The following is an 11,208-nucleotide window of genomic DNA, read 5'->3' as shown; positions in this document are numbered from 1 at the left end:
CCATAGAATCTCCCACAGGAATGCTACAAGGTCGGGAACCGAGGATACTCTGTGGGAGCTGGCTTGCCAGCGATGGGCTGCGCAGCAGCCCTGATCAATTCATTTGGCGCAAGTCTGCTCAGCCAAGGCCACCGCACGGAACATCGCCCGGCGCTTGTTGATGGTTTCTTCCCACTCCAGCGCCGGCACCGAGTCGGCAACGATACCGCCACCTGCCTGCACATGCAGCTCGCCGTCCTTGATCACCGCCGTACGAATGGCAATGGCGGTATCCATGTTGCCATTCCAGGCGAAGTACCCCACGGCACCGCCATATACACCACGCTTGACCGGCTCCAGTTCGTCGATGATCTCCATTGCACGGATCTTCGGCGCCCCCGACAGGGTACCGGCCGGCAGGATCGCGCGCAGTGCATCCATCGCCGTCAGCCCTTCGCGCAAGTGGCCGGTGACGTTGGAGACAATGTGCATGACGTTGGAGTAGCGCTCGATCACCATCTTCTCGGTCAGGCGTACGCTGCCCGTGGAGGACACCCGGCCGACATCGTTGCGGCCCAGGTCGATCAGCATCAGGTGCTCGGCGATCTCTTTGTCGTCCGACAGCAGGTCGTCTTCCAGCGCACGGTCGGCCTCTTCGGTTGCGCCACGCGGGCGGGTACCGGCAATCGGGCGCACGGTGACCAGGTTGTCCTCGACCCGCACCAGCACCTCTGGCGAGCTGCCAACCACGTGGAAGTCGCCAAAATTGAAGAAGTACATGTAAGGCGTCGGGTTGAAGCAGCGCAACGCGCGGTAGAGGTCGATTGGCGCAGCCTTGAAGTCGATCGACATACGTTGTGACGGCACCACCTGCATGCAGTCGCCAGCCAGAATGTATTCCTTGATGCGGCCAACGGCGCTTTCGTAGTCCTCACGGGTGTAGCTGGAGCGGAATGCCGGCTCGGCAGCCTGCGGGCCGCTCAGGTCCAGGCCTCGGCGGGGGGTAATAGGCTGGCGCAGGGTTTCCAGCAAGCCTTGCAGGCGCGCCTGGCCTTGCTCGAAAGCCTGATCTTGCGCAGGGTCTACCAGCACGATGGCGTGCATCTTGCCGGCCAGGTTGTCGAATACCACGACCGCGTCCGAGACCATCAGCAGAATGTCGGGCACACCCAGCGGGTCTGGGTTCGGGCTGGCCCCCAGGCGCTTTTCCACATAGCGCACGCAGTCGTAGCCAAAGTAACCGACCAGGCCACCATTGAAACGTGGCAGGCCGGGAATGTCGGCGACCTTGTAGCGCTCCTTGAACGTCTCGACAAAGGCCAGCGGGTCTTCGACATCGTGGCGTTCAACCTCGACACCGTCCTGCAGGATGCTGACGTGATAGCCGTGCACCCGCATCACCGTCCGCGAGGGCAGGCCGATCATCGAGTAACGGCCCCATTTCTCGCCGCCCTGCACCGATTCGAGCAGGTACGAGTTGGCCTGGTCGGCCAGCTTCAGGTAGATCGACAGCGGCGTATCGAAGTCGGCCAGGGTTTCGCAGGCCAGGGGAATGCGGTTATAGCCGGCAGCAGCCAGGCGCAGGAATTCTTCGTGGTTCATGAGTAGCCTCGTGGCAAGCAGCAATTGGTCAGGCAAACGGACGGGCCGGCACGCGCCGGCAGGCTGAAGTCAGGCGCGCCAACGCCAACGGGCCAAGGCCTTGATGACTTTCATCCAGAATTTGCCAGTAACCGCCACGGTGGACTCTCTGTCTGCTGAGGCTTGAAGGTCCGCCAACGTTATCCCAGTGGCCGGGTCTGCGCAACCGGGCAGCAATGCACGCAAATCGTCGATCACCAGGCTTGGCGACTCGTCCTTGATGGGCCGGCCATGGTTGTAGCCGTAGGTCAGCCCCACGCACTGCACCCCGGCCGCCTTGGCCGCCTGCACGTCGCTGCGCGAGTCGCCGACAAACAGCGACTGTTGCGGGCTCACGCCCGCCATTTGCATGACGAACAGCAGCGCCGCCGGGTCGGGCTTTTTCTGTGGCAGGGGGTCACCGCCGATGATCCAGCGGAAATACCGGCCGATCTTCATCTGGTCCAGCAAGGGCGCGACGAAGCGCTCCGGCTTGTTGGTGATCAAGGCCATTTCCACGCCCTGCTTGTGCAGCCAGCGCAGGGTGTCCTTGACCCCGGGGTAAACCACGGTGAGCTCATGGCTTTCGGCATAGGCTTCCATGAACAGCGCCAAGCCCTGTTCAGCCAGCGCATCGTCCACGGTTTCATGCTCGATGCCACCGGCCAGGGCGCGGCGCACGAGCACCTGGGCGCCATTGCCGACCCATTGGCGTACCGCCTCAAGGCCAGCAGGCGGGCGCCCCAGTTCGAGCAGCATGCGGTCCACGGCGGCGGCCAGGTCTGGCACGGAATCGATCAGGGTACCGTCCAGATCGAACATCACCAGCCTGGGGAGCGTCCCCGGAAACAGCTGCTCGAAGCCACTCATGGGCGAGCCTGGGCCAGTTCGGCGCGCATTTTGGCGATGACTTCCTGGTAGTCCGGGGCATTGAAGATCGCCGAGCCGGCCACGAACGTGTCGGCGCCAGCGGCAGCGATCTCGCGGATGTTGTTGACGTTGACGCCACCGTCGATTTCCAGGCGGATATCACGGCCACTGGCGTCGATCAACGCACGCGCTTCACGCAGCTTGTCGAGTGTGCCAGGGATGAACTTCTGCCCGCCGAAACCCGGGTTGACGCTCATCAGCAGCACCATGTCGATCTTGTCCATGACGTACTTCAGGGCGTCCAGGCTGGTGGCCGGGTTGAACACCAGCCCGGCCTTGCAGCCGCCGTCCTTGATCAGTTGCAACGAACGGTCGATGTGCTGCGAAGCTTCCGGGTGGAAGGTGATGTAGGTGGCGCCGGCTTCGATGAAGTCGCCGATGATGCGATCGACCGGGCTGACCATCAGGTGCACATCGATCGGGGCGGTGACGCCATACTTGCGCAGGGCAGCGCACACCATCGGGCCGATGGTCAGGTTGGGAACGTAGTGGTTGTCCATGACATCGAAGTGGACGATGTCGGCACCCGCCGCCAGTACCTTGTCGACATCTTCGCCCAAGCGGGCGAAATCGGCAGAAAGAATGGAGGGGGCAATAGCGTAGGGCTGCATGGCGCACCTGTTGGCAGAATCACGGTGGCGCGCATTGTAACTCAGGGAAAGGGGTGAAGGCTGATTGGTATCAATGGGTGTCGACCAGTGACCAAAAGCCTTGTAGTGCCTGTACGGGCCCTATTGCCGGCAAGCCGGCTCCCACATGGGATCTCCACAGGTTTCTGCATCGCATGACTCTTGTGCAGAACGCTGTGGGAGCCGGCTTGCCGGCGATAGGGCCCGTACAGCTACTGGAAAATCAGGCAGGCTGCTGGGTTCTCAGCTTCTCGCTACGCCCGCGCAGCCACTCCAGGGTCAGCAGCAAGATCACCGAAAACGCAATCAGCAATGTCGCCGCGGCAGCGATGGTCGGGCTCAGGTTCTCGCGAATACCGCTGAACATCTGCCGCGGCAGGGTCGCCTGCTCCGGGCCGGCGAGGAACAGGGTCACAACGACCTCATCGAACGACGTGGCAAAGGCGAACAGCGCCCCCGAAATCACCCCGGGGGCGATCAGCGGCAGGGTCACCCGGCGGAAGGTCAGCAGGGGCGAAGCGCCCAGGCTGGCTGCCGCGCGCACCAGGTTGTAGTTGAAGCCCTGCAAGGTTGCCGACACCGTGATGATGACGAACGGCACGCCCAGCACCGCATGCACCAGAATCAGCGAGGTGAAGCTGTTGCCCATGCCCAGCGGGGCAAAGAACAGGTAGCTGGCCACCCCAATGATCACCACCGGCACCACCATCGGCGAAATCACCAGTGCCATCACCAGCGACTTGCCGGGAAAGTCGCCGCGGGTCAGGCCGATGGCTGCCAACGTGCCGAACACCATGGCCAGCACCGTGGCCGCAGGGGCAACGATGATGCTGTTCTTCAGCGCCCGCATCCATTCGGCCGAGTTGAAGAAGTCCTGGTACCACTGCAGCGAGAAGCCCTGCAGCGGGTACACCAGGAAGCTGCCACTGTTGAACGACAAGGGCACGATCACCAGCACCGGCAAGATCAGGAACAGCAGGATCAGGCCGCAAAGAATGCGCAGGCTGTAGAACCACACCCGCTCCACGGGCGACATGTAAGGGCTCAGCATGACAAGGCTCCTCAGCTCAGGCGCAGGCGGCTGGCGCCGACCAGCCAGCTATAGATCAGGTACAGCAGCACGGTCGCCAGCAGCAACAGCCCGCCCAGTGCGGTGGCCATGCCCCAGTTGATGCTGGTGTTGGTATAGAAGGCCACGAAGTAGCTGACCATCTGGTCGTTCGGGCTACCCAGCAGTGCCGGGGTGATGTAGTAACCAATGGCCAGGATGAATACCAGCAGGCAGCCGGCGCCGACACCGGCATAGGTCTGTGGGAAGTACACCCGCCAGAAACTGGCGAACGGGTGGCAACCCAGCGAAATCGCCGCACGCATGTAGCTTGGCGAAATGCCTTTCATCACGCTGTACAGCGGCAGGATCATGAACGGCAGCAGAATGTGCACCATCGAGATGTACACGCCGGTGCGGTTGAACACCAGTTCCAGCGGCTGGTCGATGATGCCCATGGCCATCAGCGCACTGTTGATCAGCCCGCCCGACTGCAGCAGTACGATCCACGCTGCCACCCGCACCAGGATCGAGGTCCAGAACGGCAGCAACACCAGAATCATCAACAGGTTGCTCTGCCGGGTCGGCAGGTTGGCCAGCAGGTACGCCAGCGGGTAGGCCAGCACCAGGCAGATGGCGGTGATCACCACGCCCATCCACAGGGTGCGGGCAAAGATATCCAGGTAAATGGCCTGGTCCGGGGTAGCCTTGGCCAGTTCGCCAAGGTCATCGATACGGTGGTCCAGCGAAGCCAGCAGGTAGAACGGGGTCAGCGTGCTGGTGTTGCGGCGGATCGCCTGCCAGTAGGCCGGGTCGCCCCAACGTTCGTCCAGGGCCTGCAGGGCATCCTTGTAAGAGGCGGGCTCGCTCTTGAACGGCAATGCGCGCGCCGTCTTGGCCAGCAGGCTGCGGTAGCCGGCCAGTTCCATGTTCAGGCGTTTGGACAGGTCGCCCAGGGTCTGGTTCTTGCGCGACTCGGCCAGGTCCTGGCTCAGCGCCTTGTACACGTCCTCGCCAGGCAGGCTCTTGCCGTCCCACTGGCTGATGACGTCGACCGTGCGCGGCAGGCCACCGACCACCTCCGGGTTGCCGACGCTCTTGTACAGCAGCGCCGCGATCGGCACCAGGAACACCAGCAGAAGGAACAGCGCCAGCGGCGCGATCAGCGCTTGCGCCTTCCAGCGGTTGACCCGCTCGGCATGCTTGAGGCGCTGCTTCAGACTTTGACCTGCGCCTTCTTTGAGTGGCACTGCAATGGCCATGGCAAACTCCGCGATACGAACTGAAATTGGGGCCGCATGGCGGCCCCTTGCGCTGGTCGGTTACTTCTTCGCCGCCCAGGCGTTGAAGCGTTGCTCCAGCTGCTCGCTGTTGTCGGCCCAGAAGGCCACGTCGATCTGCACCTGGTTGGCAATGTTCTCAGGCGTGGTCGGCATGTCTTTCTTCACCTCGTCCGACAGCAGGCTCACTGCCTTGGAATTGGCCGGGCCGTAGGCGATGTTCTCGGAGTAGATCTTCTGCTGCTCAGGCTGCACGCTGAAGGCGATGAATTTCTTCGCCTGGTCGGCATCCTTGGCACCTTTCGGGATGGCCCAGGCATCGAAGTCATAGATGCCGCCATTCCACACTACCTTGAGGTTGCTCTCCTTCTGCACCGCCGCGATGCGGCCGTTATAGGCCGAGCTCATGACCACGTCACCCGAGGCCAGGTACTGAGGTGGCTGGGCACCCGCTTCCCACCACTGGATGCTTGGCTTGAGTTCGTCGAGCTTCTTGAAGGCGCGGTCCACGCCCTCTTTGGTACCCAGCACCTGGTAAACGTCCTTGGGCGCCACGCCGTCGGCCATCAGGGCGAATTCCAGGGTGTACTTGGCGCCCTTGCGCAAGCCGCGCTTGCCAGGGAATTTCTTGGTGTCCCAGAAGTCGGCCCAGCTGGTCGGTGAGGTCTTGAGCTTGTCCGCGTTGTAGGCCAATACCGTGGACCAGACGAAGAAGCCCACGCCACAAGGCTGGATGGCGCCCGGCACGTAATCGGCTTCGTTGCCGAACAGGGCGGGGTCGAGCTCTTCGAACATGCCCTCGTCACAGCCGCGGGCCAGCTCTGGCGACTCTACCTCCACCAGGTTCCACGACACGCTCTTGGTATCGACCATGGCTTTGACCTTGGCCATTTCGCCGTTGTACTCGCCTGCGACGATCTTGCCATGCCCGGCCTTTTCCCACGGCTCGTAGAACGCCTTGACCTGGGCGGCCTTGTTGGCACCGCCGAACGAGACCACGGTGAGGTCTGCGGCCATGGCCTGGCCGGCGGTGAACAGCCCCAGGGCCAGGGCGGTCAGTTTCAACTGCTTGCGCATTCTTGTTCTCTCCACAGTACAGGGTTGGTGAAGCAATCCATCAATGGGCTTCGGCAATCGGATCGAGCGCGCGGGCGTGCTCCACCTCCCAGCCCAGCGGTACCACATCGCCCACGGCCAGGGCCGGGTCGAGCTCGGCAATGGGCTGTTTCACGAAGAAATCGCCCTTGCCGCAAACTTCCAGGCGCACCCGCACGTGGTCGCCCAGGTAGATGAATTCCGCCACCCGGCCCGAGAAGCGGTTCGCGCAGCTTTCACTGTGGCCGTTCAGGCGTACCCGCTCGGGGCGGATGGACAGGGTGACCGGTTCGCCGGCCTGGCCGACATTCACTGCCAGTGCCTCGATCCGCTCGCCGCGCGGCAGCTGCACCTGGCAGCGCTTGCCGTCGCTGGCCAGCAGCGTGCCGTTGAGGCGGTTGTTCTCGCCGATGAAATTGGCGACGAAGGTGTTGCAGGGTTCCTCGTACAGCGTGCGCGGGTCGGCGATCTGCTGGATCTCACCCTGGTGGAATACCGCCACCCGGTCAGACATGGTCAGCGCTTCGCCCTGATCGTGGGTCACGTACACCACGGTCACCCCCAGGCGCTGGTGAATGTGCTTGATCTCCATCTGCATGTGCTCACGCAGCTGCTTGTCCAGTGCCCCGAGCGGCTCGTCCATCAGCACCAACTGGGGCTCGAACACCAGCGCCCGGGCCAACGCCACGCGCTGTTGCTGGCCGCCAGAAAGCTGGCCGGGGTAGCGCTTGGCAAAGGCATCCAGTTGCACCATGTTCAGCACGCGCTTGACCCGTTCGCTGATATCGGTCTTGCTCAAATTGCGCACGGTCAGCGGGAAGGCCAGGTTTTCCGCAACCGTCATGTGCGGGAACAGCGCATAGTTCTGGAACACCATGCCGATATCACGCTTGTGCGGCGGGACATTGTTGATCGAGCGCCCGGCCAGGTGGATTTCCCCGGCGGTGGGGGTTTCGAACCCTGCCAGCATCATCAGGCTGGTGGTCTTGCCCGAACCAGAAGGGCCAAGCAGGGTGAGGAATTCGCCCTTGCGGATATCCAGGTTAAGGTCTTTGACGATCAGCGACTCGCCGTCGTAGCTCTTCTGCACACCACGGTAGCTGACCAGCGTTTCGCTGGTTGCAGCGTTCGACTTCGCCTCGCTCATGCCTGCACCTTCTTGTTGGATGACTGCGTGGGCAAAGCGTAAAAGAGGCGCAAGCGCCGGAAAATCGGGGGTGCTGAGAGAATGCCATCATCCGGATGGAAGATTTGATGTAGGGATTGCCCTACAAGGATGGCGCGTTCAGAACAGCCTTGCCCCTGGGGGGCTGCCTTGTGTCTCGATGGTGCGCGCAGCGGCCCCAGAATTCCCGCTGCACCGCAGATACCGCCGGGGTCGCAATCAGACCAGCTTGTGCTCCATGGCGTACTTCACAAGCTCCGCCAGCGAGTTCACCTTCAGCTTCTGCATCAGCCGCGCCTTGTGTGTACTGATGGTCTTGCTCGACAGCGCCAGTTGCTGGGCAATGTCATTGACGTTGGCGCCCTGGGCCAGGCGCTCGAACACGGAAAACTCCCGCTCCGAGAGCAGGGTGTGCAACGGCCGCGACTCGGTCAGGCCCACTTCGAACACCATGCGGTCAGCCAACGCCGGGTCGATATAGCGCCCGCCAGCAGCCACCCGGCGAATCGCCGTCAGCAGTAGCGCCGGGTCACTGTCCTTGGTGGCATACCCCGCCGCACCGGCCTTCAGCGCCCGCGCGGCCATTTGCGCCTCGTCATGCATCGACAGCATCAGGATCGCCGGCGCGTCGAGCAGCGCGCGAATCCGCGGGATCGCCTCCAGCCCGCTCACGCCCGGCATCGAGATATCCAGCAGCACCACTTCGCACGGCGTATGCCGCAGGGTCTCGAGCAACTGCTCGCCATTCCCGGCCTCCCCCACCACCTGCATGTCCTTGGCCAGGCCAATCAACTGCTTGATGCCTTCACGGACAATGGTGTGGTCTTCGGCTACCAGCACTCGAATCACGTTTGCTCTCCTACTCCAACGGTATGGCCACGCTCAGGCTGGTGCCCTCGCCCGGCTGGCTGTCCAGCACCATGCTGCCGCCCAACATCAGTACCCGCTCGCGTACGCCGACCAGGCCAAACGAGGTGGGCCGGGGCTGCTCACGGCAAAAGCCCTGGCCATCATCACTGACTGTCAGGCGTAACTGCCCGCCCTGATGAACCAGCTCGATTTCCACGCTGTGCGCCTGCGCATGGCGCATCACATTGGTCAACGCCTCCTGCAGAATGCGGAACAGCCCGGTGGCCTTGGCGTCACTCAATGCTGGCAGATTATCCGGTACCTGCACCAGGCAGGGTATTTGCGTACGGGCTTCGAAGCGCCTGGCCTGCCACTCGATGGCCGAGGCGATGCCCGCGTCGAGAATCGGCGGGCGCAGGGCAGTGGCCACATCACGCACCAACTGGAACAACTGGGCGATCAAGCGCTTCATGCTGGCCAGGCGCTCGTTAAGCCCCGGGTCGAGCTCGGCAAACGCCAGCTCGCACATCGACACTTCCAGCTTGAGCACGGTCAGCATCTGCCCCAGCTCATCATGCACTTCGCGGGCGATGCGGGCCTTCTCTTCCTCACGCACGCTTTCCAGGTGGGCCGACAGCTCGCGCAGCTGCTCCTGGGACTTGGCCAGCGCCAGTTCGGCGCGCTTGCCCTGGGTGATATCCCACACCACGCCGTCCCATACCACCTGACCGTTGCCCAGGTGTCGGGTACTGGCCTTGATGTCAGCCCAGCGCTGTTCACCCTGGCGGGTGAGAATACGCCCCTGCCAGGACCAGTCCTGGTCGCTGGCCAGGGCCAGGTCCTGGACCCGGTGGTAATCGGCGCGGTCATCGGGGTGTACCAGGTTGCGCAGGCCCATTTGCGGGTGCTGGATCTCGCTGGGCGCATACCCGACCAAGGCCTCGCTGCCTTCACTGATATAGGGGAACTCCAGCTCGCCCTCGGCCGGGTCCCGCTCCAGGCGGAAGACCAGCCCCGGCACGTTGCCGGCAATGCCCTTCAGCCGCGCCTCGCTTTCGCGTAAAGCCGCCAAGGCCCGGTGCCGTTCGGTAACGTCGGCCAGGTACACCACCAGGTACTCCGAGTCGCGAAAGCGCAAGAAGCTCAACGACAGCTCTACCGGCAGCAAGCTGTGGTCCGCGCGCTTGCACTGCGCCTCGAACTGGCCGACACCGCCAGCCCCGGCGCGGGCGCCTTTCCACAGCTCCAGCCAGCGGTCCATGCTCAGGCTCGGCTCGAAGTCGCTCAGCGGCCGCTCCAGAAGCTCGCCTTCGGCATAACCGAGCATGCGTTCAGCGGCGTGGTTGGCGTACCGGACATGGCTGTCCCAGTTGACCCACAGAATACCCACCGTACTCTGGTCAATCGCGAACTGGCTCAGGCGCAGGGCCTCTTCACGCACCTGGCGCTCCACCAGGCTTTCCCGCGCAGCCAGCAGGCTGCGCTCCAGCTGGCGCTGTTGCCGGCGTTGCCACACCAGGGTAGCCAGGGCGCACAGCAGCAGCAGGCCGAACAGCAACGCCAGGTTCTGCCAGAAACCGGGCGACTCGCTCAGGCGCGGGTACTTGGGCTGCAACCAGCGCTGGTGCAGTTGCTCCAGCTCCTTGGCAGGCAGGGCCTGCAAGCCTTGTTCGAGCACATCGGCCAACACCGGCCAGTCACGCCGCGAGCCCAGCCGCAGCAACTGCGGCAGGCCAATATCGCCCACCACGGCCAGCTCACCGAACTCGCTCTCGCGTGACAGGCGGCTGAGTTGCGCCTCGTCCAGCACGGCGAAACTGGCCTGGCCGCCCACCACCAGCTGCAAGGCCTCGCGCTCGCTGGGCACCCCCTGCAGGTTCAGGTTGCTGTAGTTACCGCGCAAGTACTCTGCCAGTTGGCTGGGCATGCGCACGGCCACGCGCTGCTCGCGGTCGAGCTTTTCCAGCTCCACCGCCATGGCGCCGGTGCGTGGCCCTACCACCAATTGCGGCACGCGCATGTACGGGTCGCTGAACAACCACAGGCGCAGGCTGGCCGGGGTTTGGGTAAGGCCGGGGGCGAAGTCGATTTCGCCGTTCTGCAGGGCATGCTCCAGGCTGGCCTGGTCACTGAAATGGCGCCAGGTCAGGTCCAGGCGCAGCACGTGTGCCAGGTTGCTGACCAATTCGACGTTGGCGCCGTACAACTGCTGCAGGCGCCGGTCGAACTGAGCATAGGGTGCTTGCAGCACCAGGCCCACACGCAGGCTGCGGTGCGCGTCCAACCACTGCTGCTGGGCCGGCTCGAGCGCAACAGTGGCCGGCGCCTCGGGCCGGGCAAAGGCAATCAAGGGCAGCCACAAGCAGCCGATAACCAACAGGCGACGCACTCGCTTCATCTATACGCTCGTTCTGGCAAGGCGGCCATGCAGCATGGCCGTCACGGGCAAATACTATTAGGCTGCCGGTATCATTCTGGCCTTGGGTTGACGCATGTCCACACTTTATCGCACGACGCTGGCAATGTGCTGCCTGGCTTCGCTCCTGCCACTCGGCGCCTTGGCCGCCGATGCCGAAACACCGCCGGCGGCCAATGCGGCACCGGCAGGCCGAA

Annotated in this window: 9 protein-coding genes and 1 pseudogene; 1 reads left to right on the top strand and 9 read right to left on the bottom strand. The window is 63.5% G+C overall.

What is annotated here, in order from left to right; all coding sequences use genetic code 11:
• Window positions 1-99: 99 nt before the first annotated feature.
• The 9 genes from trpE to G1E_RS22875 all read right to left on the bottom strand — a co-directional run bounded on the left by trpE (window position 100) and on the right by G1E_RS22875 (window position 10,993).
• The gene (gene trpE, locus G1E_RS22915) at window positions 100-1,581 is read right to left on the bottom strand and encodes an anthranilate synthase component I (protein ID WP_009685254.1); all 1,482 of its coding nucleotides are present in this window, start codon (window positions 1,579-1,581) and stop codon (window positions 100-102) included.
• A 69-nt stretch (window positions 1,582-1,650) separates the two neighbouring features.
• The gene (locus G1E_RS22910) at window positions 1,651-2,469 is read right to left on the bottom strand and encodes a phosphoglycolate phosphatase (protein WP_009685253.1); all 819 of its coding nucleotides are present in this window, start codon (window positions 2,467-2,469) and stop codon (window positions 1,651-1,653) included.
• Window positions 2,466-3,140 carry a ribulose-phosphate 3-epimerase gene (rpe, locus tag G1E_RS22905; RefSeq protein ID WP_009685252.1) on the bottom strand — a complete coding sequence of 225 codons (675 nt, stop codon included), beginning with the start codon at window positions 3,138-3,140 and terminating at the stop codon, window positions 2,466-2,468. The genes G1E_RS22910 and rpe overlap by 4 nt, the downstream gene beginning before the upstream one ends.
• A 241-nt stretch (window positions 3,141-3,381) precedes the next feature.
• Window positions 3,382-4,209: an ABC transporter permease gene (locus G1E_RS22900; RefSeq protein WP_009685251.1), complete on the bottom strand. Its 828-nt coding sequence runs from the start codon at window positions 4,207-4,209 to the stop codon at window positions 3,382-3,384.
• Window positions 4,210-4,220: 11 nt separating this feature from the next.
• Window positions 4,221-5,468 (bottom strand): ABC transporter permease, encoded by a 1,248-nt coding sequence (locus tag G1E_RS22895; protein WP_009685250.1) that lies wholly within the window; start codon window positions 5,466-5,468, stop codon window positions 4,221-4,223.
• Between the two features lie 60 nt (window positions 5,469-5,528).
• The gene (locus G1E_RS22890) at window positions 5,529-6,563 is read right to left on the bottom strand and encodes an ABC transporter substrate-binding protein (protein WP_009685249.1); all 1,035 of its coding nucleotides are present in this window, start codon (window positions 6,561-6,563) and stop codon (window positions 5,529-5,531) included.
• A gap of 40 nt (window positions 6,564-6,603) precedes the next feature.
• Complete coding sequence (locus tag G1E_RS22885; RefSeq protein ID WP_009685248.1) at window positions 6,604-7,728, bottom strand: ABC transporter ATP-binding protein; 1,125 nt, start codon at window positions 7,726-7,728, stop codon at window positions 6,604-6,606.
• Window positions 7,729-7,965: 237 nt separating this feature from the next.
• Window positions 7,966-8,595, bottom strand: coding sequence for a response regulator transcription factor (locus G1E_RS22880; RefSeq protein ID WP_009685247.1), 630 nt, complete (start codon window positions 8,593-8,595; stop codon window positions 7,966-7,968).
• Between the two features lie 10 nt (window positions 8,596-8,605).
• Entirely contained in the window at window positions 8,606-10,993 is a 2,388-nt protein-coding gene (locus G1E_RS22875) for a PAS domain S-box protein (protein WP_009685246.1), read from the bottom strand.
• A gap of 94 nt (window positions 10,994-11,087) precedes the next feature.
• Between G1E_RS22875 and G1E_RS29835 the strand changes: the two are divergent.
• Window positions 11,088-11,208 (top strand): annotated as a pseudogene (locus tag G1E_RS29835) (DUF3530 domain-containing protein); the annotation flags it as partial.

Source organism: Pseudomonas sp. TJI-51 (assembly GCF_000190455.2).
In the GTDB taxonomy this organism is placed as follows: domain Bacteria; phylum Pseudomonadota; class Gammaproteobacteria; order Pseudomonadales; family Pseudomonadaceae; genus Aquipseudomonas; species Aquipseudomonas juntendi.
The sequence above is the reverse complement of the archived record's forward strand: the minus strand, read 5'-3'. Positions and strand labels throughout refer to the sequence as shown.

Bases quoted from the DNA above. Each gene is read 5' to 3' on its own strand.
- trpE (WP_009685254.1), bottom strand. From the start codon at position 1,581: ATGAACCACGAAGAATTCCTGCGCCTGGCTGCTGCCGGCTATAACCGC.
- G1E_RS22910 (WP_009685253.1), bottom strand. From the start codon at position 2,469: ATGAGTGGCTTCGAGCAGCTGTTTCCGGGGACGCTCCCCAGGCTGGTG.
- rpe (WP_009685252.1), bottom strand. From the start codon at position 3,140: ATGCAGCCCTACGCTATTGCCCCCTCCATTCTTTCTGCCGATTTCGCC.
- G1E_RS22900 (WP_009685251.1), bottom strand. From the start codon at position 4,209: ATGCTGAGCCCTTACATGTCGCCCGTGGAGCGGGTGTGGTTCTACAGC.
- G1E_RS22895 (WP_009685250.1), bottom strand. From the start codon at position 5,468: ATGGCCATTGCAGTGCCACTCAAAGAAGGCGCAGGTCAAAGTCTGAAG.
- G1E_RS22890 (WP_009685249.1), bottom strand. From the start codon at position 6,563: ATGCGCAAGCAGTTGAAACTGACCGCCCTGGCCCTGGGGCTGTTCACC.
- G1E_RS22885 (WP_009685248.1), bottom strand. From the start codon at position 7,728: ATGAGCGAGGCGAAGTCGAACGCTGCAACCAGCGAAACGCTGGTCAGC.
- G1E_RS22875 (WP_009685246.1), bottom strand. From the start codon at position 10,993: ATGAAGCGAGTGCGTCGCCTGTTGGTTATCGGCTGCTTGTGGCTGCCC.